The 26,694-nt window shown below is 66.5% G+C and carries 25 protein-coding genes and 1 tRNA gene; 10 read left to right on the top strand and 16 right to left on the bottom strand.

The annotated features are described in order from the left end of the window. Positions 1-161 precede the first annotated feature (161 nt). Together rpmA and rplU are read right to left on the bottom strand one after the other, a co-directional pair. On the bottom strand, positions 162-425 hold the full coding sequence (gene rpmA, locus CFB47_RS02780; RefSeq protein ID WP_006476999.1) for a 50S ribosomal protein L27: 264 nt from the start codon (positions 423-425) through the stop codon (positions 162-164). A 24-nt stretch (positions 426-449) separates the two neighbouring features. Then, positions 450-761, bottom strand: coding sequence for a 50S ribosomal protein L21 (gene rplU / locus CFB47_RS02775; RefSeq protein ID WP_006025184.1), 312 nt, complete (start codon positions 759-761; stop codon positions 450-452). Between the two features lie 210 nt (positions 762-971). On the opposite strand from rplU, the gene CFB47_RS02770 reads away from it, so the two are divergent. The 9 genes from CFB47_RS02770 to CFB47_RS02730 all read left to right on the top strand — a co-directional run bounded on the left by CFB47_RS02770 (position 972) and on the right by CFB47_RS02730 (position 8,853). Continuing rightward, positions 972-1,967, top strand: a complete 996-nt coding sequence (locus CFB47_RS02770; RefSeq protein WP_089424435.1) for a polyprenyl synthetase family protein — start codon at positions 972-974, stop codon at positions 1,965-1,967. 150 nt (positions 1,968-2,117) lie between these two features. Beyond that, a tRNA-Pro gene (locus tag CFB47_RS02765) sits at positions 2,118-2,194 on the top strand. 142 nt (positions 2,195-2,336) lie between these two features. Further along, positions 2,337-3,629 (top strand): HlyC/CorC family transporter, encoded by a 1,293-nt coding sequence (locus CFB47_RS02760; protein WP_179243610.1) that lies wholly within the window; start codon positions 2,337-2,339, stop codon positions 3,627-3,629. 83 nt (positions 3,630-3,712) lie between these two features. After that, entirely contained in the window at positions 3,713-4,987 is a 1,275-nt protein-coding gene (locus CFB47_RS02755) for a GspE/PulE family protein (protein ID WP_089455547.1), read from the top strand. Next, positions 4,984-6,195 (top strand): type II secretion system F family protein, encoded by a 1,212-nt coding sequence (locus CFB47_RS02750; RefSeq protein ID WP_089455546.1) that lies wholly within the window; start codon positions 4,984-4,986, stop codon positions 6,193-6,195. The genes CFB47_RS02755 and CFB47_RS02750 overlap by 4 nt, the downstream gene beginning before the upstream one ends. A gap of 45 nt (positions 6,196-6,240) precedes the next feature. After that, entirely contained in the window at positions 6,241-7,152 is a 912-nt protein-coding gene (locus CFB47_RS02745) for an A24 family peptidase (RefSeq protein WP_089460400.1), read from the top strand. A 1-nt stretch (position 7,153) separates the two neighbouring features. Next, positions 7,154-7,762, top strand: a complete 609-nt coding sequence (coaE, locus tag CFB47_RS02740; RefSeq protein ID WP_089455544.1) for a dephospho-CoA kinase — start codon at positions 7,154-7,156, stop codon at positions 7,760-7,762. Between the two features lie 109 nt (positions 7,763-7,871). Then, a complete protein-coding gene (zapD, locus tag CFB47_RS02735) occupies positions 7,872-8,627 on the top strand; it encodes a cell division protein ZapD (protein WP_039353119.1) in 756 nt (251 codons plus the stop codon). A gap of 25 nt (positions 8,628-8,652) precedes the next feature. Continuing rightward, positions 8,653-8,853, top strand: coding sequence for a DNA gyrase inhibitor YacG (locus CFB47_RS02730; RefSeq protein ID WP_089460399.1), 201 nt, complete (start codon positions 8,653-8,655; stop codon positions 8,851-8,853). A gap of 60 nt (positions 8,854-8,913) precedes the next feature. Here CFB47_RS02730 and CFB47_RS02725 read toward each other — a convergent pair whose 3' ends face one another. From CFB47_RS02725 to secA, 4 genes are all read right to left on the bottom strand, one after another. Continuing rightward, positions 8,914-9,357 (bottom strand): NUDIX domain-containing protein, encoded by a 444-nt coding sequence (locus CFB47_RS02725; RefSeq protein ID WP_089455543.1) that lies wholly within the window; start codon positions 9,355-9,357, stop codon positions 8,914-8,916. Next, positions 9,354-10,223 carry an ATP-binding protein gene (locus CFB47_RS02720; protein ID WP_089439171.1) on the bottom strand — a complete coding sequence of 290 codons (870 nt, stop codon included), beginning with the start codon at positions 10,221-10,223 and terminating at the stop codon, positions 9,354-9,356. Before CFB47_RS02720 ends, CFB47_RS02725 begins: the two co-directional genes overlap by 4 nt. Positions 10,224-10,242: 19 nt before the next feature. Then, positions 10,243-11,484: a bifunctional glutamate N-acetyltransferase/amino-acid acetyltransferase ArgJ gene (gene argJ / locus CFB47_RS02715; protein ID WP_089455542.1), complete on the bottom strand. Its 1,242-nt coding sequence runs from the start codon at positions 11,482-11,484 to the stop codon at positions 10,243-10,245. Between the two features lie 144 nt (positions 11,485-11,628). Continuing rightward, positions 11,629-14,427, bottom strand: coding sequence for a preprotein translocase subunit SecA (secA, locus tag CFB47_RS02710; protein ID WP_089455541.1), 2,799 nt, complete (start codon positions 14,425-14,427; stop codon positions 11,629-11,631). Positions 14,428-14,683: 256 nt separating this feature from the next. Between secA and CFB47_RS02705 the strand changes: the two genes are divergently transcribed. Beyond that, on the top strand, positions 14,684-15,160 hold the full coding sequence (locus tag CFB47_RS02705) for a DUF721 domain-containing protein (RefSeq protein WP_039353137.1): 477 nt from the start codon (positions 14,684-14,686) through the stop codon (positions 15,158-15,160). An 88-nt stretch (positions 15,161-15,248) separates the two neighbouring features. Here CFB47_RS02705 and lpxC read toward each other — a convergent pair whose 3' ends face one another. The 10 genes from lpxC to murD form a co-directional block, all read right to left on the bottom strand. Beyond that, positions 15,249-16,166, bottom strand: a complete 918-nt coding sequence (gene lpxC / locus CFB47_RS02700) for a UDP-3-O-acyl-N-acetylglucosamine deacetylase (protein WP_011350845.1) — start codon at positions 16,164-16,166, stop codon at positions 15,249-15,251. A gap of 240 nt (positions 16,167-16,406) precedes the next feature. Continuing rightward, positions 16,407-16,913 (bottom strand): peroxiredoxin, encoded by a 507-nt coding sequence (locus tag CFB47_RS02695; protein WP_011350844.1) that lies wholly within the window; start codon positions 16,911-16,913, stop codon positions 16,407-16,409. 188 nt (positions 16,914-17,101) lie between these two features. Continuing rightward, entirely contained in the window at positions 17,102-18,298 is a 1,197-nt protein-coding gene (gene ftsZ, locus CFB47_RS02690; protein ID WP_011350843.1) for a cell division protein FtsZ, read from the bottom strand. Between the two features lie 117 nt (positions 18,299-18,415). Then, on the bottom strand, positions 18,416-19,648 hold the full coding sequence (ftsA, locus tag CFB47_RS02685) for a cell division protein FtsA (protein WP_006487138.1): 1,233 nt from the start codon (positions 19,646-19,648) through the stop codon (positions 18,416-18,418). Positions 19,649-19,674: 26 nt separating this feature from the next. Next, a complete protein-coding gene (locus CFB47_RS02680) occupies positions 19,675-20,427 on the bottom strand; it encodes a cell division protein FtsQ/DivIB (protein ID WP_011350842.1) in 753 nt (250 codons plus the stop codon). Between the two features lie 19 nt (positions 20,428-20,446). After that, positions 20,447-21,388 carry a D-alanine--D-alanine ligase gene (locus CFB47_RS02675; RefSeq protein WP_089424424.1) on the bottom strand — a complete coding sequence of 314 codons (942 nt, stop codon included), beginning with the start codon at positions 21,386-21,388 and terminating at the stop codon, positions 20,447-20,449. 1 nt (position 21,389) lies between these two features. After that, positions 21,390-22,787 carry a UDP-N-acetylmuramate--L-alanine ligase gene (murC, locus tag CFB47_RS02670; protein WP_069247052.1) on the bottom strand — a complete coding sequence of 466 codons (1,398 nt, stop codon included), beginning with the start codon at positions 22,785-22,787 and terminating at the stop codon, positions 21,390-21,392. Then, a complete protein-coding gene (gene murG, locus CFB47_RS02665) occupies positions 22,784-23,887 on the bottom strand; it encodes an undecaprenyldiphospho-muramoylpentapeptide beta-N-acetylglucosaminyltransferase (RefSeq protein ID WP_089439164.1) in 1,104 nt (367 codons plus the stop codon). The genes murC and murG overlap by 4 nt, the downstream gene beginning before the upstream one ends. Further along, on the bottom strand, positions 23,884-25,167 hold the full coding sequence (ftsW, locus tag CFB47_RS02660; protein WP_089439163.1) for a putative lipid II flippase FtsW: 1,284 nt from the start codon (positions 25,165-25,167) through the stop codon (positions 23,884-23,886). The genes murG and ftsW overlap by 4 nt, the downstream gene beginning before the upstream one ends. Beyond that, a complete protein-coding gene (gene murD / locus CFB47_RS02655) occupies positions 25,164-26,678 on the bottom strand; it encodes a UDP-N-acetylmuramoyl-L-alanine--D-glutamate ligase (protein ID WP_089455536.1) in 1,515 nt (504 codons plus the stop codon). The genes ftsW and murD overlap by 4 nt, the downstream gene beginning before the upstream one ends. Positions 26,679-26,694: the final 16 nt, after the last annotated feature.

The following is a 26,694-nucleotide window of genomic DNA, read 5'->3' as shown; positions in this document are numbered from 1 at the left end:
TTGTGCCGCGCGCCGGCGCGCTTGAACAATCTGCCGTTCGGCCGATCGTACGCCGGTTGCGCGATGGCCGCCCGGACACACACGCGCCCGGCGACCAAATAAAAAAAGGCCCCGCGAAGACTGCGGGGCCTTTCGGCTACGAAGCCCGTGGGTGCCTGAACTTAGGCAGCCGCCGGGACAACGATGACCAGATGCTTCTTGTCCGCGCCCTTCGTCGCGAACTTGACGTGACCGTCGACCAGCGCGAACAGGGTGTGATCCTTGCCCATGCCGACGTTCTCGCCTGCGTGCATGCGCGTACCGCGCTGACGCACGATGATGCCGCCGGCATTGATTGCCTGGCCGCCGTACACTTTCACGCCGAGACGTTTCGACTCGGAGTCGCGGCCGTTCCGGGAAGAGCCGCCTGCCTTTTTGTGTGCCATCTGATTGCTCCTTTACCGAGGCGCTTACGCGTTAATCGCGTCGATGCGCAGCTCAGTGTAGTTCTGGCGGTGGCCGCCGTGCTTTTGGTAGTGCTTCCGGCGACGCATCTTGAAGATGGTGACCTTGGCATGACGACCGTGCGACACAACGGTGGCCTTGACGGAAGCCCCACTGACCAGCGGCGTACCGAACTTAATCGATTCGCCTTCGCCCACTGCGAGAACCTGGTCGAGCGTGATTTCAGCGTCAATGTCAGCCGGTATCTGTTCTACTTTGAGTTTTTCGCCAACGGCAACCTTGTACTGCTTGCCGCCGGTTTTTATGACCGCGTACATTGAGAACCTCACTCTGGATCCAATTTTTCCGCACACCACGCGCGGAAAACACGTGATTATACATGGGGTTAGCACCCAAGTCAAAGCCGATCGACGATTGCCGCGCGCGGGCCTCTACCGGACGGCCAAAATCGCGCCGCTGCTACGTCTGACAGACCGGCATATCGCGGATTCGACTTATAATCCGCGGCATCACCCAATTCCATCATCATGTCGTCGTCCACCGCCTCCCCCACCCTCAGCGCCGCCCATCTGCTCGCTCCGATCACCACTGACATGGAGCAGGTGAATCGCGTTATCCGGCAAAGCCTCGCGTCCGATGTGCTGCTGATCAACCAGATCGCCGAGTACATCATCGGCGCGGGCGGCAAGCGGCTGCGTCCGGCATTGCTGCTGCTCGTCGCCGGCGCGCTCGGCGAGACGTCGCACCAGCGGCACGTGCTGGCCGCCGTCGTCGAGTTCATCCACACGGCCACGCTGCTGCATGACGACGTCGTCGACGAATCCGAGCTGCGCCGCGGCCGCCAGACCGCCAATGCGCTGTTCGGCAACGCGGCGAGCGTGCTGGTAGGCGACTACCTCTATTCGCGCTCGTTCGAGATGATGGTCGGCGTCGGCAAGATGCGCGTGATGGAGATCCTGTCGGAAGCGACGACGATCATTTCCGAAGGCGAGGTGCTGCAGCTCCTCAACATGCACGATGCAGACGTCGACGAAACGCGCTACATGCAGGTGATCCGTTACAAGACGGCCAAGCTGTTCGAGGCCTCGGCACGTCTGGGCGCGGTACTCGCGGGCGCCGATGCGCCGACCGAGGCGGCCGCCGCCGAATACGGCCGCCGGATCGGCACCGCATTCCAGATCATGGATGACTGGCTCGACTACGCGGGCACCGCCGAGGCAATGGGCAAGAATGCCGGCGACGATCTTCGCGAAGGCAAGCCGACGCTGCCGCTCATCTATCTGATCGAACGCGGCACGCCCGAACAGTCGGCGCTGGCACGCGAAGCGATCGAACAGGGCGGCACCGATCGCTTCGACACGATCTTCGAAGCGATCACGCGCTCGGGCGCACTGGATCACACGCTCGAATGCGCACGCCAGGAAGCGCAGGCGGCAGCCGCGGCGATTGCTGCGTTCCCGGACTCGATCTATAAGGAAAGCCTGCTCGGGTTGTGCTCATACTCGACGTCGCGGCAATCGTAAACACGCCGCGAACGCGACGCGATGCCTTGTCCCGAAAATTTTCTTCATCAAAGTATTCCCTTTTAGAAAAAACATCGTTATAGTTACGTTCTTGCTTGTGACGACGCAGCGATTCTTAACGAAAGCAGCGAAGTCCGAAGAGCAAAAAATCGGGGTGTAGCTTAGCCTGGTAGAGCGCTACGTTCGGGACGTAGAGGCCGGAGGTTCGAATCCTCTCACCCCGACCAGATTTTTAAAAAACCGTGCACTTCGTGCACGGTTTTTTTTTTACCCGGCCGCCGCTAGCTCCTCGTGTCGCGCACGACACATCGCGGTCGCCGGCCTCTGCTATATTTCTCCCATCCCAGTCCTTCACTGCCCTTCCAACGCGTGGACCAAATTCCCTTATGGGCGCAAATCGGCGCCGTCTTCCTGCTTCTCCTCTGTTCCAGCTTCTTTTCGATTTCCGAGACCGCGATGATGGCGCTCAACCGCCATCGGCTGAAGCATCTCGCCAGCCAGGGCGCACTCGGCGCGAAAACCACGCAAGGGCTGCTCACGCGCACTGACCTGCTGCTCAGCGTGATCCTGATCGGCAACAACCTGTTCAACACGATCATCCCGGTCCTGACGACGTCGCTCGCGCTGCATACGTTCGGCCGCAACAACCTCGCGCTGTCGATCGCGACCGGCATCGTCGCGTTCCTGATCATCGTGTTCGCCGAAATCGCGCCGAAGATCGTCGGTGCGACGTTCCCCGAACGCATCGCGCTGCCCGCGAGCCTCGTGATCGCGCCGCTGATGCGCGTGTTCAAGCCCGTCGTCTGGTTCGTCAACGCCCTCGCGAACGGCGTGCTGTGGGTGCTGCGCATCAACACGAAGAAGGGTCGCGACCAGCGAATGTCGGCCGACGAGCTGCGGGCCATCGTGCTCGAGTCGAGCAGTTTCATGCCGACCAAGCACCGCAGCATCCTGCTCAACCTGTTCGACCTCGAGAACATCACGGTCGACGACGTGATGGTGCCGCGCCGCCAGATCGAGTCGCTCAATTTCTACGCGCCGCTCGACGACGTCCTGCATCAGCTCGAAACCTGCTATCACAACCGGCTCGTCGTCTACGAAGGCGACATCGACAAGGTGCTCGGCGTGTTGCACGTCCGCAAGACGCTGACCGCCCTGCACAACCAGGAATTCGACCGCGAGACGCTGCGCGCGCTGCTCGCCGAGCCGTACTACGTGCCGTCCGGCACGCCGGTGGTCCAGCAGCTCCAGTTTTTCCAGGAAACCCGGCAGCGGACCGCGCTCGTCGTCAACGAATACGGCGAGCTCGAAGGGCTCGTGACGCCCGAAGACATCATCGAGGAACTGATCGGCGAATTCACGACGTCGCTGCCGCGCAGCGAGCGCAAGGGCGGCTGGGACGAGAACGGCGAATGCATCGTCTCGGCGAGCATGCCGCTGCGCGAACTGAATCGCTGGCTGCACCTGAAGCTGCCGACCGACGGGCCGAAGACGCTGAACGGCCTGGTGCTCGAAATCCTCGAGGAAATTCCGGAAGACGACGTGTGCCTGAAAATCGGCGACGTCATGCTCGAGGTGATGCGCAGCGACGATCAGGCCGTGCGCACCGTCAAGCTCTTCAAGCCGCGCAGCTCGCGCACCGCACGCGTCACGTCGCGCTAGCCGAACGGCTGACTGCCGGCGCCGCCCGCGACGCGCGACCATCTGCGGGTCACGGTCAACAGGCGGCCAGCGTGCCGGCTCACATGCACTTCCCTCCTTCCGGGGCGCCGCTGCGCACGCAGCCGGCCGCCCATTCCGATGCGTCGCCCGCTGCCGCACCGCGCGCGCTCGACGCGGCCCAGCTCGACGATGCACCGGCCGTGCGGCTGCTGACGGATACGCTTCACGCGGCTCGCGTGCGCGACGCATCCGACATCCACGTCGAACCATTCGAAGCCGGCTGGCGCATTCGCCTGCGCATCGACGGCGTGCTGCACGAACATGCGCGGCCGCCCCTTCATCTGCGCGACGCGCTCGTCACACGGATCAAGGTGCTCGCGCGCATGGACATCGCCGAGCGGCGGCTCCCGCAGGACGGCAGGCTGCGCATCGTGATCGACGGCGGTACGCGCGGCGACTACCGGGTCAGCTCGCTACCCACGTTGTTCGGTGAAAAGCTGGTGCTGCGGCGGCTCGAAACCATGCCGACCGACCTCACGCTCGCCCGCCTCGGCTTCGACGCGCAGCAGGCGGCCGCGATGGAGGCCGCGATACGCGCCCCGCATGGCCTCGTACTCGTCACGGGGCCGACCGGCAGCGGCAAGACGCTGTCGCTCTACTGCGCGCTGCAGATGCTCGATCGCGACGCGCACAACGTCTGCACGGTCGAGGATCCCGCCGAGATCCAGCTCGACGGCATCAGCCAGGTCGGTGTCGCCGAAAAGGCCGGGCTCACGTTCGCGACGGCACTGCGCGCGCTCTTGCGGCAGGATCCGGACATCATCATGGTCGGCGAGATTCGCGATGCGGAGACGGCCGACGTCGCGATCAAGGCCGCGCAGACCGGCCATCTCGTGCTGTCGACGCTGCATACGAACGACGCACCGGCCGCCGTCGCGCGGCTGCTCGACATCGGCGTCGCACCGTACAACCTCGCGGCCGCGCTGCACCTCGTCACCGCGCAGCGCCTCGTCCGGCGGCTGTGCACCGCCTGCCGCGTGCACTCGGACGCACCGGTGCCCGTCCTGCGCGAAGCCGGCTGCGACCCGGCCGCCCTCGCAACCGGATGGCGGCCGTTCGTCGCGCGAGGCTGTCCGGCCTGTCACGGCATCGGCTATCGCGGCCGTGTCGGCCTGCATCAGACGATGCCGGTGTCGTCCGGGCTGGCGGAACGCATCGTCGCACGGGCAAGTGTCGGCGAACTCGCACAATGCGTGGCGGCCGAAGGCGTGCGCAGTCTGCGCGACGCGGCGCTCGCGCGCGTCCGTGACGGCACGACGAGCATCGCGGAAGCCCTCGCCGCGACGCCTGCCGCATGAGCATGCACACGCCGCCGCGCGAAACCCGCTTCGCGTGGCGCGGCCGCCGTCGCGACGGCACGTCGCGCCGCGGGACCGTCATCGCATTCGATGCCGCGAACGCACGTGCCGCGCTCGCACGCGACGGCATCGCCGTACTGTCGCTCGATGTCCGCGGGGCGGCCCGGCCGCCCACGGCCAGCGCGCGGGACGTCACGCGCTTCACGCGCCAGCTCGCGAGCCTGCTGCAGGCCGGGTTGCCGCTCGCGCCGTCGCTCGAGATGCTCGCGCGTACGCGGCCACACGACGGCCTGCCGCGCATCGCAGCCGGGCTCGCCCGCGAGATCGTCGGCGGCCGGCGCTTCGCCGATGCACTCGCACGCTATCCCTCCCAGTTCGGCACGCTGTATCGCCAGCTGATCGAGGTCGGCGAAGCGTCCGGCTCGCTCGGCATCGTGCTGACGCGGGTCGCGGAACACCGCGAGCGCACCGACGCGCAGTGGCGCAAGTTGCGGGCCGCGCTCGCGTACCCGGCGGCCGTCATCCTGTTCGGGCTCGCGATCTCGGCCGCGCTGATGGTGTGGGTGGTACCGACGTTCCGCCAGATTTTCGACGGGTTCGGCGCCGCACTGCCGGCGCCAACCCGCGCGCTGCTCGCGCTGTCCTCCGCACTGTCGGCATGGGGCGGTGGGCTCCTTGCCATTGGCGCAGCAGCCGGGCTGGCCGCGCATCACGCGCTGCGGCGCTCGGCACCGCTGCGCCACGCTGTCGCGCGGCGGCTGCTGCACGCACCGCTCGCGGGTAGCGCACTCAGCCGGTACGGGGCCGCACGCTGGTGCCGCTCGCTGGCGACGCTGCTCGGCGCCGGCGTGCCGCTCGCCGACGCCTTCGCCACCCTCGAGCGCACCGCCGGCCATCCGGTGTTCGAGCACGCCACTGCGCACATCGCAGCCCGCGTGCTGCACGGCGCACGCCTCGCGGACGCCATGCAGCACGCGGGCTGCTTTCCGGACGACGTCGTGCAGCCGATCGCCGTCGCTGAGGAAACCGGTGCGCTCGACACGATGCTCGCCGACATCGCGGCGCTGTGCGAACGCCAGCTCGACGCGCGTCTCGATGCACTCGCCGCGCTCGGCGAACCGCTGATCGTGATCGTACTGGGCGCACTCGTCGGCGGCCTCGTGATCGCGATGTACCTGCCCATCCTTCAGCTCGGCAACGTGGTGTAGCATCGCAACCGATTCTGTCGCCTTTTAGTCCGAACCTTGAGCCTCATGACGCCAGCGCCCCTGTACTCCGTTACCGATTCGCCCGAGAGCACGCTGCTCGCGCTGGCGATGCTGCCGCCCGCGCTGCAGTATGCGTTCGCGGTCGTCGTCGGCCTTTGCGTCGGCAGCTTCCTGAACGTGGTCGTTCACCGGCTACCCGTGATGATGCAGCGTGCGTGGCAGGCCGAGATCGATGAAGCGACCGGCAACGCGAGCGCTGCGCCCGACGATGGCTACCCGCCGCGCTACGATTTGTGGCGTCCGCGCAGCGCCTGCCCGCATTGCGGCCACGTGCTGCGCGCATGTGAAAACATCCCGCTCGTCAGCTTTCTGATGCTGCGCGGGCGCTGCCGGCGCTGCGGCCACGGGATCGGCATCGTATATCCGCTCGTCGAGCTCGCGTGCGCGCTGCTCGCCGCCGGCTCGCTCGCGGTATTCGGCCCGACCGTCGCCGCGCTTGCCGCGTTCGCGCTGTGCGCCGCGCTGCTCGCGATGAGCGCGATCGATATCCGGACTGGCTACCTGCCCGACTCGATGACGCTGCCACTCCTCTGGGCCGGGCTCGCGCTGAACCTCGGCGGCACGTTCACGTCGCTGCGCTCGGCCGTGATCGGGGCCATGGCCGGCTACCTGTTCCTGTGGGCGATCTACTGGCTGTTCAAATGGCTGCGCGGCATCGAGGGCATCGGTTTTGGCGACCTCAAGCTGCTCGCCGCGCTCGGCGCATGGATGGGCTGGGCCGCCTTGCCGCAGGTCGTGCTGTTCGCCGCGGTGACGGGCGCGATCGTCGGGCTCATCGCGACCTGGCGCGGCCGCATGCGCTTCGAGGAGCCGATTCCGTTCGGTCCGTTCCTCGCGGCAGGCGGCGCCGCGACGCTGTTTTTCGGCACCCCGTTCTATTCGGCGCTCGGAGGCTGACATGTTCGCAATTGGACTCACCGGCGGCATCGGCAGCGGCAAGACGACCGTCGCCGACCTGTTCGGCGCCCGCGGCGCGTCACTGGTCGATACCGATCTGATCGCCCATCGCATCACCGCACCGGGCGGTCTCGCGATGCCGGCGATCGAACAGGCATTCGGCCGCGGCTTCGTTGCCGCCGACGGCTCGCTCGACCGTGCGAAGATGCGCGCACTGATCTTCAGCGACGACGCCGCGCTCCGACGCCTCGAAGCGATCACGCATCCGCTGATCCGCGCCGAGACCGATCGCGAAGCACGCGAAGCGCAAGGCCCGTACGTGATGTTCGTCGTGCCGCTGCTCGTCGAGTCCGGCAACTGGAAGGCGCGCTGCGACCGCGTGCTCGTCGTCGATTGCCCGGTCGAAACGCAGATCGCACGCGTGATGCGGCGCAACGGCTTCACGCGCGAGCAGGTCGAAGCGATCATCGCGAAACAGGCCACGCGCGAAGCGCGCCTCGCGGCGGCCGACGACGTGATCGTCAACGACGCGACGACACCCGACACGCTCGCCGCACAGGTCGATGCACTGCACCAACGCTATCTCGGATTTGCGGCCGCCGCACGCTGAACCTCGTGCCCAATCGTGATGGTGTACGAAATTGGCGCGTTGCTAGGGTAGAGAGTGAGCATTAGAATGTCCTGCATTGTTTCAATCCCTACCCAAGAGGCGAGCGCGCTTGATTCTTTACGAGTATCCGTTCAACGAGCGAATTCGCACGCTGTTGCGCCTCGAAGATCTCTTCGAGCGCTTCGCGTTCTTTTTGGCTCAGGAGGACCCGCGTGAACACCACGTCGCGCTGACGACGCTGTTCGAAATCGCCGAGGTAACGGGCCGCGCGGACCTGAAATCGGATCTGATGAAGGAGCTCGAACGTCAGCGCCAGACGCTCGCCCCCTTTCGCGGCAATCCGGGCATCGAGCAGAACGCGCTCGAAGCCGTGCTCGGCGAAATCGAGCAGACGCTCGCGAACCTCGCGCAGATGCAGGGCAAGACCGGGCAGCACCTCGTCGACAACGAGTGGCTCGCCAGCATCCGCAGCCGTGCGGTGATTCCCGGCGGCACGTGCAAGTTCGACCTGCCGTCGTACTACGCATGGCAGCAGTGGCCCGCCGAGCAGCGGCGCCAGGACATCGCGAAGTGGATCCTGCCGATGCTGCCGCTGCGCGACGCGGTGACGATCGTGCTGCGGCTCGCGCGCGAATCGGGCCAGGCGTCGAAGGTCATGGCGATGCAGGGCAGCTACCAGCAGATGCTGTCCGGCCGCACCTACCAGCTGATGCAGGTGCGCGTGCCGCCGGAGTTGCGCGTCATTCCCGAAGCGAGCGCGAACAAATACATGCTGTGGGTACGGTTCACCATGCAGGACGGCGATGTGCGTCCGCGCGCGGTGGATATCGACGTGCCGTTCCATCTGACACTGTGCAATCTGTAACGGCCGCGCGCCGGATCGCTTTCGTATGACTACCGTTGTGAAATGCCCGTCGTGCGGCGCCGAAGTGCGCTGGACGCCCGAAAATCAATTCCGCCCGTTCTGCTCGGCCCGCTGCAAGCAGCTCGACCTCGGCGCATGGGCCGCGGAAAAGTACCGGATCGGTGGATCCTCCGACGAGGGCCCCTCGTCGGAAGAAGACGGCACGGACGGCCACCGCGACAGCTGAGCGGCGCGCGGCACCGCCTGCTAGTGATATGGCCCGCCTTTCCGGCAGGCCATCATGGCGTCAGTTCGACGCGGCTTCCTTCTCGAGCAGTTCGAGCACCGGCAGCGCGGCCGGCAACAGCGGCGCGACGGCGACCGGCAGTTGCTGCCACACGAACGCCTGCCCTTCCTTGCTGTGCGGCTCGCCCGTCCAGCCCGTCACCTTGCAGAAATACAGCCGCACGTACGCATGCGGATAATCGTGCTCGAGCGTGTGCCAGCGGTGGCTGGCCGTGACTTCGATGCCGAGCTCCTCGTGCAGTTCGCGCGCAAGCGCATCCTCGACGCTTTCGCCGGCCTCCAGCTTGCCGCCCGGAAACTCCCAGTAGCCTTCATACGGCTTGCCTTGCAGCCGCTGTGCGAGCAGGTAGCTTCCGTCCGGCTGCACCATCACGCCGACCGCGACTTCCGTCACCTTGCGGCCATCGGGCGCGCGCACCGCGCCTTGTGCGAGATCCGGGCTCATGCCTGCTCCTTGCGGCCCGACCAGTCACGCGCAAACTGCCACGCGACACGCCCCGAGCGCGAACCGCGCTCGAGCGCCCACACGAGCGCATCGCCGCGTGCGGATTCGATCTCCGCGTCCGGGCAGCCGAAATGACGCAGCCAGTGCCCGACGATGTCGAGGTAGTCGTCCTGCTTGAACGGATAGAAGCTCACCCACAGGCCGAAGCGCTCCGACAGCGAGATCTTTTCCTCGACGACTTCGCCGGGGTGAATCTCGCCATCCGGAAGATGCTTGTACGACTCGTTGTCGCTCATGTACTCGGGCAGCAGATGGCGGCGGTTCGACGTCGCGTAGATCAGCACGTTGTCCGACTGGGCGGCGATCGAGCCGTCGAGCGCGACCTTCAGCGCCTTGTAGCCCGACTCGCCTTCTTCGAACGACAGGTCGTCGCAAAACACGATGAAGCGCTCGGGACGCTGCGAGATCAGGTCGACGATGTCGCCGAGATCGTGCAGGTCGTCCTTGTCGACTTCGATCAGGCGCAGGCCGTCGTTCGCATACGCGTTCAGGCACGCCTTGATCAGCGACGATTTGCCGGTACCGCGCGCGCCGGTCAGCAGCACGTTGTTGGCCGGCTTCTGCTGCACGAACTGCCGCGTGTTCTGTTCGATCAGCCCTTTCTGGCGATCGATGTTGTGGAGGTCACCGAGCGTGATCGACGACACGGCCGGCACCGGCTGCAGATAGCCGCGCCCCTGGCGCTTGCGCCAGCGGAACGCGTGCGCGGCATTCCAGTCGACCGCGGCCGGCGCGGGCGGCAGCATCCCCTCGAGACGGCCGAGCAGCGCTTCGGCACGCGTCAGAAACTGTTCAAGCTTGTCCATGGCGTTCGAACGCTCCCGATCAGGAGCGGTAATCCGCGTTGATGCTCACGTAGTCGTGCGACAGGTCGCACGTCCAGATGGTGGCCTGCGCGTCGCCGCGGCCGAGCAGCACGCGAATCGTGATTTCGCTCTGCTTCATCACGCGCTGGCCGTCTTCTTCCTGGTAAGCCGGATTGCGGCCGCCCGCCTTCGCGACGAGAACGTCGTCGAGATAGAGGTCGATCTTGTCGACGTCCAGATCCGCGACGCCCGCATAGCCGATCGCCGCGAGAATCCGGCCAAGGTTGGGGTCGGATGCGTAGAAGGCCGTTTTCACGAGCGGCGAATGGCCGATCGCGTAAGCGATCTGGCGGCATTCCGCGACGTTCTTGCCGCCTTCGACCTGCACCGTCATGAATTTCGTCGCGCCTTCGCCATCGCGCACGATCAGTTGCGACAGCACCTGCGCGACTTCCGTCACCGCATCGCGCAGCGCCGCGTAGGCCGGCGAATCGGTCGACGTGATCGCGGGCAGCGTGCTCTTGCCCGACGCGATCAGGATGAACGAGTCGTTCGTCGACGTGTCGCCGTCGATCGTGATGCAGTTGAACGAGCGATCCGCGACTTCCTTTACGAGCGTGTCGAGCACCGGCTGCGCGACGTTCGCGTCGAACGCGAGGAAGCCGAGCATCGTCGCCATGTTCGGCTTGATCATGCCCGCGCCCTTGCTGATGCCCGTCAGCGTGACCGTATGGCCGTCGATCGTCACCTGGCGCGACGTGGCCTTCGGCAGCGTGTCCGTCGTCATGATCGCCTGCGCGGCGTCGAACCAGTTCGCGGCCTTGCGGTTCGCGAGCGCGGCCGGCAGGCCGGCCTTCAGGCGATCGATCGGCAGCGGCTCGAGGATCACGCCGGTCGAGAACGGCAGCACCTGCGCCGGCTCGATGCCCGCAAGGCGCGCGAGTTCCGTGCAGGTTTCGCGTGCGTTCACGAGGCCCGGCTCGCCGGTGCCTGCGTTCGCATTGCCCGTATTCACGACGAGCGCGCGAATGCCCGCGCCGCCCGCGCGCACCTTCGCCAGGTGCTCGCGGCAGACGGTGACCGGCGCTGCGCAGAAACGGTTTTCAGTGAACACGCCCGCGACCGTCGCGCTTTCGTCGACGGAGATGACCAGCACGTCCTTGCGATTCGGCTTGCGGATGTTCGCTTCCGCCCAGCCGAGCGTGACGCCGGCGACGGGATGCAGTTGGGCGGGATCGATCGACGGAAAATTGACAGCCATGGGGCACACCTGCCGGATGGAAAATGCCGGCATGCGCCGGCATCGATTGGAAGAACCAGCGGCCGCACGCGCGGGCCGCCGCAACTCACATCACTCACGCGAAGCTGCGAATGAAGCGGCACGCGCGATGCGCGCCGCCGTCGATCATGACAGCTTCCCGTGACATTGCTTGTACTTCTTGCCGCTGCCGCACGGGCACGGGTCGTTGCGGCCGACCTTCGGCATTTCGCCGCCGGGGCCGCTGTGCGTCATCGCGCTGCCGACCATGTCGGCCGTCGCCGTGGCCGCCACGGCAGCCGTGACGTTGGCCACCGGCGCACCGGATTCCGCGTAATCGGCGTGCTGGTACTCGACGTTCTCGAGATGACCGCCACGCTCCTCGATCTGCTCGGCGGCCTGCTCGAGCTGTTCCGGCGACTGGATCTGCACGTTCATCACGACGCGCGTGACTTCCTGCTTGATCGCCTCGAGCATCGCGGCGAACAGTTCGAACGCTTCGCGCTTGTATTCCTGCTTCGGATTCTTCTGCGCATAGCCGCGCAGGTGGATACCCTGGCGCAGGTGGTCGAGCGCCGCGAGGTGCTCGCGCCACAGACGGTCGACCGTCTGCAGCATCACCGAGCGCTCGAACGCGCTGAACGATTCGCGGCCGACCATCGCGACCTTCGCCTCATACTGCTCGTCGGCGGCCGTCGTCACCGCGTCGAGGATCTCCTCGGCGGTGATCGACGAGGACTCGTTCACCATTTCCTGGATCGCGAGGTCGAGCTGCCATTCGTTGCGCAGCACTTCCTCGAGCTCGGGCACGTCCCACTGCTCTTCGATGCTGCCTTCCGGCACGAACTGGCGGACGACTTCGGTAATCACGCCGTGACGCATCGCGGTGATCGTCTCGGTGATGTCGTGCGCTTCGAGCAACTCGTTACGCTGCTGGTAGATCACCTTGCGCTGGTCGTTCGACACGTCGTCGTATTCGAGCAGCTGCTTGCGGATGTCGAAGTTGCGCGCTTCGACCTTGCGCTGCGCGGACTCGATCGAGCGCGTGACGATGCCGGCCTCGATCGCCTCGCCTTCCGGCATCTTCAGGCGATCCATGATCGAACGCACGCGGTCGCCCGCGAAGATGCGCAGCAGCGGATCGTCGAGCGACAGGTAGAAGCGCGACGAGCCCGGATCGCCCTGGCGGCCCGCACGGCCGCGCAGCTGGTTGTCGATCCGGCGCGATTCGTGGCGCTCGGTACCGATGATGTGCAGGCCGCCCGCGGCCTTCACCTCCTCGTGCAGCGTTTCCCACTCGTCGTGCAGCTGCTGGATGCGGCGCGCCTTTTCGTCGGCCGGGATCGCTTCGTCGGCCTCGATGAACGCCGCCTGCTTCTCCGCATTGCCGCCGAGCACGATGTCGGTACCGCGGCCGGCCATGTTGGTCGCGATCGTGATGCGCTTCGGCCGGCCGGCTTCCGCGACGATCGCGGCTTCACGCTCGTGCTGCTTCGCGTTCAGGACTTCGTGCGGCAACCCGGCCTGCTTCAGCAGGTGCGACAGCAGCTCCGAGTTCTCGATCGACGTCGTGCCGACCAGCACCGGCTGACCGCGTTCGTAGCATTCGCGGATGTCGCGGATCACCGCGTCATAGCGCTCCTTGGCCGTCTTGTAGATCTGGTCCTGCTTGTCGATCCGCTTCGGCGGGCGGTTGGTCGGGATCACGACCGTTTCGAGACCGTAGATCTCGTTGAATTCGTACGCTTCGGTGTCGGCGGTACCGGTCATGCCGGCCAGCTTCGCGTACATCCGGAAGTAGTTCTGGAACGTGATCGACGCGAGCGTCTGGTTCTCGCTCTGGATCTTCACGTGTTCCTTCGCCTCGACCGCCTGGTGCAGGCCGTCGGACCAGCGGCGGCCGGCCATCAGGCGGCCCGTGAATTCGTCGACGATGACCACTTCGCCGTTCTGCACGACGTAGTGCTGATCCTTGTGGAACAGCGTGTGCGCGCGCAGCGCCGCGTACACGTGGTGCATCAGCGTGATGTTCTGCGGCGCGTACAGGCTCTCGCCCTCGCCGATCAGGCCCCATTCGGCGAGCAGGCGCTCGGCCTTCTCGTGGCCCGATTCCGTCAGGAACACCTGGCGCGCCTTCTCGTCGAGCGTATAGTCGCCCGGCTTCTCGACGCCCGTGCCGTCGGCCTTCTCTTCGCCGATCTGGCGCTCGAGCAGCGGCGGCAGTGCGTTCATCCGCACGTACAGCTCGGTGTGATCCTCGGCCTGGCCCGAAATGATCAGCGGCGTACGCGCCTCGTCGATCAGGATCGAGTCCACTTCGTCGACGACCGCGAAATTCAGGGCCCGCTGCACGCGCGCGTCGGTCTCGTAGACCATGTTGTCGCGCAGGTAGTCGAAGCCGAATTCGTTGTTCGTGCCGTACGTGATGTCCGCCGCGTACGCCTGCTGCTTCTGGTCATGCTCCATGCCGGACAGGTTGATGCCGACCGACAGACCGAGGAAGTTGTAGAGGCGCGCCATCCATTCGGCGTCGCGCTGCGCGAGGTAATCGTTGACGGTCACCACGTGCACGCCGCGGCCTGCCAGCGCGTTCAGGTACACGGGCAGCGTCGCGACGAGCGTCTTGCCCTCGCCGGTGCGCATTTCCGCGATCTTGCCGTAGTGGAGCACCATGCCGCCGATCATCTGCACGTCGAAGTGCCGCATCTTCAGCACGCGACGGCTGGCCTCGCGGCAGACCGCGAAGGCCTCGGGCAGCAGCTTGTCGAGCGACTCGCCGGCCGCGACCCGCTGGCGGAATTCGTCCGTCTTGCCGCGCAACTGGTCGTCCGTCAGCTTCTCGATCTGCGTTTCGAGCGCATTGATCGTCGTGACGGTCTTTTGGTATTGCTTGACGAGCCGCTGGTTGCGGCTGCCAAAAATTTTCTGGAGAAAACCGGTTGTCATCGGATCGGATCCTGCGTCGCAGCACCGGCGCCCGGCGCGTGTTGCGCGCCCCGGCGCCCGAGCCTCGGCGGCTTAGCGAATTAGTGGACTCAAACGATGAATTTTAGCACGCGGGGACGCGTGCGCCCGTGTCTCGGCCGGACGGGCACTGCGCGCCGACCGCCGGGCCATCGGGGCGAAAGCCGCCCGTGCACGGGCCCGCACGGGTACAATCGGCGTCAACGTCCGCGCGCGTGCGCGCCCGAAGAATGTCTCGATGAACCGATTTTCCAAGCGTTTCGGCCCGCTCGCCCCGTATCGCCCGCAACCCGTGTCCGAAGTGCTCGGCCGCACCGACGCGTTTGCGGCGCTGCGCGCCGGCGTCGAACAGATCGCGTCGCTGCAGCGCGACCTTGCCGCGCTCCTGCCCGACTATCTGGCGAATCACGTCGAACCGGGCTTCATCAAGGATGGCACCCTGACCCTCTTTGCTGCGCACAACGCATTGGCCGCTCGCCTGCGACAGGTCGAACCGCGGTTGCTCGGCGATCTGCAAAAACGCGGCTGGCCGGTCTCGACGTTACGCGTACGCGTGCGCCCGAAGGATGCGCCGGAGCCGCCCCACGTGAAGCAGGCGCGGATGACGTCGGTCGGCGCGGCCGCGTTGCGCGACCTGGCAGATCATCTCGAACCGTCACCGCTGCAGGACGCGCTCGCGCGGATGGCGGCCCGGCATGGCGCGAAGCCGCGCTGACGGCGCGCGCCGCCGGCAGCGCCAGGTGGCCTGGCCAATAAAAAAGCAGCCCGAAGGCTGCTTTTTTATTGCTTGCGCCAAACGCAGGTCACGCGAAGGCCGTCTGCATGTCGAACGCGAAGCCCTTCGGTGCGGCTTGCGGATCGTCGAACGTGACGATCTCGTACGCATCTTCGTTCGCGAGCAGTTCGCGCAGCAGCGCGTTGTTCAGCCCGTGGCCCGACTTGTACGCCGTGTACGACGCCAGCAGCGGATGGCCGATCACGTACAGGTCGCCGATCGCGTCGAGCATCTTGTGCTTCACGAACTCGTCGTCATAGCGCAGCCCGTCGTTGTTCAGGATGCGGTACTCGTCGAGCACGATCGCGTTTTCCATGCTGCCGCCACGGGCGAGACCCATCTCGCGCAGCATCTCGGCTTCATGGGCGAAACCGAACGTGCGTGCCCGCGCAATCTCGCGCACGTACGACGTATTCGCGAAATCGACCTCGAGCTCCTGGCCGGTCTTGTCGACGGCCGGGTGACGGAAGTCGATCGAGAATTTCAGCTTGAAACCGAAGTACGGATCGAGACGCGCGAACTTGTCGCCATCACGGATTTCGACCGTCTTCTTCACCTTGACGAAGCGCTTCGGTGCGTTCTGCTCCTCGATCCCGGCGGACTGGATCAGGAACACGAAGGTCGCCGCGCTGCCGTCCATGATCGGGATTTCCTCGGCCGTCACGTCGACATAGAGGTTGTCGATACCTAGGCCGGCACATGCCGACATCAGGTGCTCGACGGTCGACACGCGCACGCCATCCTTCTGCAACACCGACGCGAGCCGCGTATCGCCGATCGACGTCGCCGCGGCGGGAATGTCGACGGGCGTGGGAAGGTCGACGCGCGAGAAGACGATGCCCGTGCCGGGTGCGGCAGGACGGAGCGTCAGCTCGATCTTGCGGCCCGAGTGGACACCGATACCCACGGTCTTCACGATGGATTTGATGGTGCGCTGCTTCAGCATGATGTTCTTCGTCGTGATTGAAGATATCAATCAGGAGTTATATTCGATAGGGGAGATTATAGCGTAATTCCCTATTCAGCGTCGTTTGAAACTGCGTATCAATCTGTTTCGACCGTTTACCCGCGCCGATACGGGACGGGCCGATGCCCGGAACGGAGGCGTTTCCGGTCATCGGCCCGTGTTACAACTGCCCTGAGGCCGGTGAGCAGCGTTGCCGGAAGGCAACGGCGCACCGCACGATCAGGACGTCAACGTCGCGAGAACACTCGCCGCATCGCTCACTTCGAATTTGCCCGGCGCCTCGACGGCCAGCGTCTTGACCACACCGCCGTCAATCACCATCGCGTAGCGCAGGGAACGAATTCCCATGCCACGCGCCGACAAATCCTGCGTCAGCCCCAGCGCATGAGTGAAAGCAGCGCTGCCGTCCGCCATCATGCGCACCTTGCCCGCGGTGTGCAGATCACGTCCCCATGCGCCCATCACGAATGCGTCGTTGACGGACACGCACCAGATCTCGTCGATGCCCGCCGCGCGCAACTGCTCGGCGTGTTCGACGTAGCCCGGCACATGCTGCGCCGAGCAGGTCGGCGTGAAAGCGCCCGGCAATCCGAAGATCACCACCCGCTTTCCCGCAACCTGGTCGCGCACGCTGTAGGCGTTCGGCCCCAGCGTGCACCCTTCGCGCGCGTCGTCGATGTACTCGAACAATTGCGCGTCGGGCAGCGCGTCGCCCACTTGAATCATGGCTGGTCCCTCATAGCGATACGGTTTTTCAGCGTGTCGCGGACAGCACGGTCCATCCCGCCCCGCTTGAGCGGAGAGGGCACGTTTCCCGGCCCGGCGTCGCAGCCGACGCGGCCTGTCGTGGTCCGTAGCATCCGTCACGCCGGCGTTACCGCGGCAGATTCGCCGCGGCTTCGCCTGTGTGTGCGTCAGTCAGCCTGCTTGCGCAGGAAAGCCGGGATGTCGTACGTGTCGACACCCTTCTCCTGCAGCGCCTGCACGTGCGATGCCGCGGTTTCGCGCGAATTGCGCCACACCGCCGGCGTGTCGAGCGCGCCGTAGTCTGCCGTGCTGACGTGATGCGTCGGCGCATAACCGTGCGACACCGCGCTGACCGGCTGGTTGTCCGTACCCGTGCGCAGCAGCGTCATCGGTGCCGATTGCTGCTTCTTCGCCGCACGACCCAGACCCGTTGCCACGACCGTCACGCGCAGCGCATCGCCCATTGCGTCGTCGTACACCGCACCGAAGATCACCGTCGCATCTTCCGCCGCGTAGCTCTTGATCGTGTTCATCACTTCGCGCGTTTCCGACAGACGCAGCGAACGGCTCGACGTGATGTTGACCAGCACGCCGCGCGCGCCCGACAGATCGACGCCTTCGAGCAGCGGGCTCGCCACGGCCTGTTCCGCCGCGAGGCGTGCGCGATCGACGCCGGCGACCGTCGCCGTGCCCATCATCGCCTTGCCCTGCTCGCCCATCACCGTCTTCACGTCTTCGAAGTCGACGTTCACGAGGCCGTCGACATTGATGATTTCAGCGATGCCTGCGACCGCGTTGTTCAACACGTCGTCCGCGCACTGGAAGCACTTGTCCATCTCGGCGTCGTCGCCCATCACGTCGAACAGCTTGTCGTTCAGAACGACGATCAGCGAGTCGACGTGATCCTCCAGTTGCTGCGAACCGGCTTCAGCGACGCGCATGCGCTTGCCGCCTTCGAACTCGAACGGCTTGCTGACGACACCTACCGTCAGGATGCCCATCTCCTTCGCGATCTGCGCGACCACCGGTGCCGCGCCCGTGCCCGTGCCACCGCCCATGCCGGCCGTGATGAACACCATGTGCGCGCCGCGCAGTGCGTCGGCGATGCGCTCACGCGCTTCTTCCGCTGCCGCACGACCCATTTCCGGCTTCGCACCGGCGCCCAGGCCCGTGTTGCCGAGCTGGATCACCGACGATGCGCGCGAACGCGACAGCGCCTGCGCATCCGTGTTCATCACGATGAAGTCGACGCCCTGCACGCCGCGGTTGATCATGTGCTGGACGGCATTGCCGCCAGCGCCGCCAACGCCGACCACCTTGATGATGGTGCCGTTGGTCTCGGTTTCCAGCATTTCGAATTCCATTGTTGCCTCCGTCAAGAGAATGACTGCTACTCGGCCGTTATTCGGCAGGAGATCGGGCAACCCCCTGTCGCGCGCCAGCCGCCGGCACCAGCGCGAATTTCGATTCGGTTCGATTCGTCAGAAGTTGCTCAGGAACCATTCCTTCATCCGCGAGAACACTTGCCCCGCGTTGCCGGACTGCACGGCGACCTTGCGGCCGCGCATGCGCTGGGCACTGCCTTCGACGAGCAGCCCCATCGCCGTCGAGTAGCGCGGATTGCGCACGACGTCGGAGAGGCCGCCTGCATATTCCGGCGCGCCGATGCGCACCGGTTTCAGGAAAATGTCTTCGCCAAGCTCGACCATGCCGGGCATCATCGATGCACCGCCGGTAATGACCACCCCGGAGCTCAGCAGTTCTTCGTAACCGGATTCGCGCACGACCTGCTGCACGAGCGAGAACAGTTCCTCGACGCGCGGCTCGATCACCGCGGCCAGCGCCTGGCGCGACAGCGTGCGCGGACCGCGTTCGCCGAGGCCCGGCACTTCGACCATTTCGTCCGGATCGGCGAGCGCCTGCTTCGCGATCCCGTAGCCGACCTTGATGTCTTCCGCATCCGGCGTCGGCGTGCGCAGCGCCATCGCGATGTCGCTCGTGATCTGGTCGCCGGCGATCGGAATCACCGCGGTGTGGCGGATCGCGCCTTCGGCGAAGATCGCGATGTCCGTCGTGCCGCCGCCGATGTCGACCAGCACCACGCCGAGATCCTTCTCGTCTTCCGTCAGCACGGCCAGCGACGACGCGAGCGGCTGCAGGATCAGGTCGTTCACTTCGAGCCCGCAGCGGCGCACGCACTTGACGATGTTCTGCGCGGCACTCACCGCGCCCGTCACGATGTGCACCTTCACTTCCAGCCGGATGCCGCTCATGCCGATCGGCTCGCGCACGTCTTCCTGGCCGTCGATGATGAATTCCTGCGTGAGGATGTGCAGCACCTGCTGGTCGGTCGGGATGTTGATCGCCTTCGCGGTCTCGATCACGCGCGCGACGTCGGTCTGCGTGACTTCCTTGTCCTTGATCGCGACCATCCCGCTCGAGTTGAAGCTGCGGATGTGGCTGCCCGCGATCCCCGTGAACACGTTGGTGATCTTGCAGTCGGCCATCAGCTCGGCTTCCTCGAGCGCGCGCTGGATCGACTGCACGGTGGCCTCGATGTTGACCACCACACCTTTCTTCAGACCCTTCGACTCGCTCTGGCCGAGGCCGATCACCTCGTAGTGGCCTTCGCCCTTCAGCTCGGCGACGATGGCCACCACCTTCGACGTGCCGATGTCGAGGGAAACCAGCAGATCCTTGTAGTCTTTGCTCATAAAGTGCTCTTGCGTGTGATCTCTCGTTACTTCTTGCGCTTGTCGGTATCGGTCAGGAACCGCATGCCTGCCGCGCGAATCGCGAATCCGTTCGGATAGCGCAGGTCCGCGTACTCGATGTCGTTGCCCCAGCGCTCCGTGACAGCCGGCCATGCGGCGACCAGGCGCTGGCTCCGGTCATGCAGCGACTCGCTGTTGCGTTCCTTGCCCAGCTCGACCTGCATGCCGTTCGACAGCTTCACCGTCCACGCGTACCGCGCCGACAGCGTCACTTCTTCCGGCGCCGCCTTCAGCGGCGCAAACCATTTCCCGAAGTCGCGATACCGCGTGACGACTTCCTTCGCACTGCCCTCCGGGCCGTCGAACGCCGGCAATTCCTGCTCCAGCTCGCCCTGGTTCGCGGTGAACAGCTCGCCATCGACGCTCACGAGCTGGTCGCTGCCCCAGGTCCCCAGCGGTTTGTACTCCTCGAGCGTGACAGCCAGCGCATTCGGCCACACCCGGCGCACGCTCGCATGGCGCACCCAGGGCATCTGCTCGAACGCGGCGCGCGCGGCGTCGAGATCGACCGTGAAGAAATTGCCCTTCAGCCGGCCGACCACGCCCGCGCGCACCGTCGGTGAATTGATGTGCTCGGTGTCGCCGTCGATCCGGATTTCCCGCAGCGCGAACGTCGGGCGCTGGATCAGCCAGTAGCAACCGGCCGCCGCCAACACGAGCAGCAGCAGCGCGTACAGCGCGCTGGCGGCAAGGTTGAGTTGGCGAACGTTGTTCCACATACGTCGTTCCGTTCCTGCGTCAGTCGTTGAGCGTGAGCGACAGCACCTTCACGACCAGCTCCGAATAGCTGATGCCGACCGCGCGCGCGGCCTTCGGCGGCAGCGAGTGATCGGTCATGCCCGGCGCGGTGTTCACTTCCAGGAAGTACGCGTTGCCGTCGGCGTCGAGCATGAAATCCGCGCGGCCCCAGTCGGTGCAGCCGAGCACGTCGAACGCCCGGCGCGCGACGCGCTTGAGCTCCGCTTCCTTGTCGGCGGGCAGCCCGCACGGAATCAGGTATTGCGTGTCGTCGGCGACGTACTTCGCGTGATAGTCGTAGAACTCGCCGGCCGGCACGATCTTGATCACCGGCAGGTCGAGATCGCCGGCGATGCAGGCGGTGTACTCGCCGCCGCCTTCGATGCTCTTCTCGACGATCACGATCGGGTCATGCTTGGCGGCTTCCGCAAGCGCGGCCGGCAGCGCGTCGGCCGTCTTCACCTTCAGCACCGCCACGCTCGAGCCCTCGCTCGCCGGCTTCACGAACAGCGGCAGGCCGAGCTTCGCGACGATGTCCGTCGCGCGCGCCGCGAGGTCGTCGCCGCGCAGCACCGTCTCGAACGGCGGCGTCGGCACGCCCGTCTGCTGCCACACGAGCTTCGTGCGGAACTTGTCGAGGCCGAGCGCCGACCCGAGCACGCCGCTGCCCGTGTAGCGAATGCCGTAGAAATCGAGCGCGCCCTGGATCTGGCCGTTCTCTCCGTAGCCGCCGTGCAGGGCGTTGAACGCGCGCACGAAGCCTTCATCCTTCAGCGCCGCCAGCGGACGCTCGGCCGGGTCGAACGGGTGCGCGTCGATGCCCGCGTCGCGCAGGCCCTGCAGCACGAGCTTGCCCGACGTGAGCGACACCTCGCGCTCCGAGGACTCGCCGCCGAACAACACCGCCACCTTGCCGAAACGTTTCGGATCAATCCCGCTCATGTCATGCCTTCTGTTGAGTGTGCTGCGCAACCTTCGCCGGCACGCCGCCGATCGAACCCGCGCCCATCGTGATCACCACGTCGCCGTTCTGCGCGACCTTCGCCAATGCGTCTGGCACGTCGTCGACCGTCGCGACGAATACCGGGTCAACCTTCCCCACCGCGCGCAGCGCGCGCGACAGCGCGTCACCGTTGGCGGTCGAGATCGCCGCCTCGCCCGCCGCGTAGACTTCCGTCAGCACCAGCGCGTCGACCGTCGACAGCACGTTGACGAAATCGTCGAAGCAGTCGCGGGTGCGCGTGTAACGGTGCGGCTGGAACGCCAGCACGAGGCGGCGGCCCGGGAACGCGCCGCGCGCGGCCGCGATCGTCGCGGCCATCTCGACCGGGTGATGGCCGTAGTCGTCGATCAGCGTGTACTGGCCGCCGTCCGCGGTCGGCACGTCGCCGTAGCGCTGGAAGCGCCGGCCGACGCCGTTGAATTCCGCGAGCGCCAGCTGGATCGCATCGTCCGACACGCCGAGATCGGTCGCGATCGCAATCGCCGCGAGCGCGTTCTGCACGTTGTGCAGGCCCGGCATGTTCAGCACGACCGCCAGCGGCGCGCGCCCTTCGCGGATCACCGTGAAATGCATGCGGCCGTCGCGTGCGTCGATGTCTTCCGCGCGCACCTGCGCGTCCGGCGACAGCCCGTAGCGCACGACCGGCTTCGAAATGAACGGGATGATCTGCCGCACGTTCGGATCGTCGACGCACACGACCGCGCTGCCGTAGAACGGCAGGCGCTGCGTGAATTCGATGAACGCCTGCTTGAGCCGCGCGAAATCGTGGCCGTAGGTGTCCATGTGGTCGGCGTCGATGTTCGTGATGACCTCGATCACCGGATACAGGTTCAGGAACGACGCGTCCGACTCGTCGGCCTCGGCGACGATGAAGTCGCCGGTGCCGAGCCGTGCGTTCGCGCCGGCGCTGATCAGGCGCCCGCCGATCACGAAGGTCGGATCGAGCCCGCCCGCCGCCAGCACGCTCGCGACGAGGCTCGTCGTCGTGGTCTTGCCGTGGGTGCCGGCGATCGCGATGCCCTGCTTCAGGCGCATCAGCTCCGCCAGCATCACCGCACGCTGCACGATCGGCACGCGCTTCGCGCGCGCGGCCAGCACTTCCGGGTTGTCCGAACGCACGGCCGTCGACACGACGACCGCGTTCGCGCCCTCGATGTTCGCCGCGTCGTGGCCGATCGCGATCCGCGCGCCGAGCGCCTGGAGACGATCGGTCACCGCGTTGCGCGACAGGTCCGAGCCGCTGACCTCGTAACCGAGGTTGACGAGCACTTCAGCGATGCCGCTCATGCCCGCGCCGCCGATCCCGACGAAATGAATGTGTTTGACGATGTGTTTCATTGCAGTGTTTCCAAGTTCGCGCCGGCCGCCTTCGCGCACACGCGCGCGACTTCGTCGGTGGCCTCGGGCTTCGCCAGCGAGCGCGAACGCTCCGCCATGTCCGCGAGCGATGCCCGCGACTGGCCGCGCAGCCAGTCGGCAAGCAGTTCCGCCGACAGGTCGCGTTGTTGCACCAGGACGGCCGCGCCCGCATCGGCGAGGAACGCGGCGTTGCTCGTCTGGTGATCGTCGACCGCGTACGGGAACGGCACGAACAGCGCCGCCACGCCCACCGCCGCGATCTCCGACACCGTCATCGCCCCCGACCGGCAGATCACGAGATCCGCCGCCGCATACGCGGCCGCCATGTCGTCGATGAACGGCACGAGCCGCACGTCCTCGCCGGCCGCGAAACCGGCCGCTTCGTAATTCGCCTTCAATGCTTCGATGTGCTTCGCGCCGGCCTGGTGCACGATGCGCGGGCGTTCGCCCGGCGCCAGCATCGCCAGCGCGCGCGGCACGACCTCGTTCAGCGCGGCCGCCCCGAGGCTGCCGCCGACGACCAGCACGTTCAACGGGCCGCTGCGCGATGCATAGCGTGCTTTGGGCGCTTGCGTGCCGGCAAGTTCCGCGCGAATCGGGTTACCCGTCCATTCCGCGTGCGGCAGCGCGCCGGGGAACGCGACGAGCACGCGTTTCGCGAATTTCGCGAGCACCTTGTTCGTCAGGCCCGCGATCGAATTCTGTTCATGCAGCACGAGCGGACGGCCCGACAGCGCGGTCATCACGCCCGCCGGGAACGTGATGTAGCCGCCCATCCCGAGCACGACGTCGGGCCGTACGCGGCGCAGCGCGGCGAGGCTCTGTCCGCATGCGCGCAGCAGGTTGAACGGCAGCGTCAGCTTGGTCTTCAAACCCTTGCCGCGCAGCCCGCCGAACCGCACGTATTCCATCGGAATGCCGTGCTTCGGCACGAGCGTCGCTTCCATCCCGGCCGGATTGCCGAGCCACACGACTCGCCAGCCCGCCGCTTCCATCCGGTGCGCGACCGCGAGCCCCGGGAACACGTGGCCCCCGGTGCCGCCTGCCATCACCATCAGCGTGCGTTGCGACGCGGTCATACCTTCCCTCCGCGCATCAGCACCCGGTTTTCGTAGTCCACGCGCAGCAGCACCGCGAGCGCGACGCAGTTCAGCAAAATGCCCGAGCCGCCGTAGCTCACGAGCGGCAGCGTCAGGCCCTTGGTCGGCAGCAGCCCGAGGTTCACGCCCATGTTGATGAAGGTCTGCGCGCCGAACCAGATGCCGATCCCCTTCGCCATCAGGCCCGCGAACGTGCGATCGAGTGCGAGCGCCTGGCGGCCGATCTCGAACGCGCGGCGCACGATCCAGTAGAACAGCAGGATCACGACCAGCACGCCGACGAAACCGAGCTCCTCGCCGATCACCGCGAGGATGAAGTCGGTATGCGCTTCCGGCAGGTAGTTCAGCTTCTCGACGCTGCCGCCGAGGCCGACGCCGAACCATTCGCCGCGGCCGAACGCGATCAGCGAGTGCGTGAGCTGGTACGCCTTGCCCTGCGCGTAGCGCTCGTCCCACGGATCGAGGTACGCGAAAATCCGCTCGCGACGCCACGGCGACAGCCACACCAGCATCGTAAAGGTGCCGATCGCGGTGGCGACCAGGCCGCCGAACAGCTTGCCGTTCACGCCGCCGAGGAACAGCACGCCCATCGCGATCGCCGCGACCACCATGAACGCGCCCATGTCCGGCTCGAGCAGCAGCAGCGCACCGACCAGGCCGACCGCGAACGCCATCGGCAGGAAGCCCTTGGCGAAGCTCTGCATGTATTCCTGCTTGCGCACCGTGTAGTTCGCCGCGTAGATCGTCACCGCGAGCTTCATGATTTCCGACGGCTGCATGTTCGTGATGCCGAGCGGAATCCAGCGGCGCGCACCGTTCACGCCCTTGCCGACGTGCGGGATCAGCACGATCACGAGGCCGACGAGCGCGATCAGGAAGAGTTGCGGCGCGTATTTGTCCCACGTCGACACCGGCACGCGGAACGCGACCACCGCCGCGACGAACGCGACGGCGAGCGAAATGCAGTGGCGCATCAGGAACGCGTAATCGTGATAGGACGCGTATTTCGGCGAATCGGGCATCGCGATCGACGCCGAATACACCATCACGACGCCGAGCCCGAGCAGCGCGATCGCGACCCACAGCAGCGAGTAGTCGAAGTCGAGCATCCGCGAACGGCTCGGGCGCACGCCGTTGACGACGCTCGCGAGGCCGCCCGTCGCGGCGCGCGTGGCCGACGCGACGCGGCCGCCCGCGGCATTGCCGCCGGTGTCGCGACGATCGTTGAAACGGGAGACGAGGCGATCGGACCAGCTCATGGCGTCGCTCCTTTGTCGATGGCGATTTCGTCGACCGCCGCGCGGAACACATCCGCGCGATGGGCGTAGTTCCTGAACATGTCGAGGCTCGCGCAGGCAGGCGACAGCAGCACCGCATCGCCCGGCTCCGCGAGGTCGGCCGCCGCGTGCACCGCTCCTTCGAGCGTCGTGTGGTCGGCGAGCGGCACGCCCGTTTCGGCGAGCGTGTCGCGGAGCGCCGGTGCGTCGCGGCCGATCAGCATCACCGCGCGGCACCAGCGCGCGACCGGCGCGACCAGCGGTGCGAAATCCTGCCCCTTGCCGTCGCCGCCGGCGATCAGCACGATCTTCTGCGCCAGCCCGTCGAGCGCCGCAACCGTCGCGCCGACGTTCGTGCCCTTGCTGTCGTCGACGTAGTCCACGTCGTCGATCGTCGCGATCACTTCGACGCGATGCGCTTCGCCGCGGTACTCGCGCAGCGCGTGCAGCAGCGGCGCGGCCGGCAGGTCGATCGCGCGGGCGAGCGCGAACGCGGCCAGCGCGTTCGCCGCGTTGTGCAGCCCGCGGATGCGCAGCGCGTCGGCCGGCATCAGGCGCTTCTGAGCGATGTCGGGCGTATGCGCGGCGTCGCGCTTGCGCCGACGGGTCGTCGTCGCGGTTTCGTCCGGGGCGTCGCGATCGACCGCTTCGACCAGCCACGCGATGCCGTTATCGCGCGACAGCCCGTAGTCGCCGTCCTGCACCGGTTCGTTCAGGCCGAACGTGATCGTGCGCGGCGCGTCGGCCGCGCCGGCTGCCGGGGCGAACTTCATCACGGCCGCATCGTCGCGGTTCAGCACGCGCGTCGTCGTTGCGCCGAAGATCCGGCCCTTTGCCTGCGCGTACGCGTCGAAGCTGCCGTGCCAGTCGAGGTGGTCCTGCGTGATGTTGAGGATCGCGGCCGCATCGGGAGCGAACGTGCGCGCGGTCTCGAGCTGGAAGCTCGACAGTTCGAGCACCCACACGTCGGGCAGCGCGGTTTCGTCGATCGCGCTGGCGAGCCGGTCGAGCATCGCCGGGCTGATATTGCCCGCGACGGCGACCTTCTTGCCCGAGCGCTGGCACAGCAGGCCGGTGAGGCTCGTCGTCGTGGTCTTGCCGTTGGTGCCGGTGATCGCGAGCACCTTCGGCTGGTAGCCGCTCGTGCCGAGCGCGCGCAGCGCCTGCGCGAAGAATTCCAGCTCGCCCCACACCGCGACGCCCTGTTCGTTCGCGGCCGCGACCAGTGACGCGAGTGCCGGTTCGAGCGGCGACAGCCCGGGGCTCAGCCCGACGAGCTCGACACCGCCGTCGAGCAGCGCAGGCGTGAACGCCCCGCCGACGAATTCCGCATCGATGCCTTCGGCCTGCAGCGCGGCAAGGTTCGGCGGCGCCTCGCGGGTATCGGCAATACGCAGCCGGCACCCGTGCCTCGCGCACCATCGCGCGATCGCGAGACCCGATTCCCCGAGCCCCAGTACGAGCACCATCGGCCGTTGCCGATCTCCAAACATCTCGCCAGACATCCTT

Origin of the sequence: Burkholderia sp. AU27893, assembly GCF_002223205.1 — a bacterium.
GTDB lineage: Bacteria > Pseudomonadota > Gammaproteobacteria > Burkholderiales > Burkholderiaceae > Burkholderia.
This window is presented reverse-complemented; position numbering and strand designations above follow the sequence as displayed.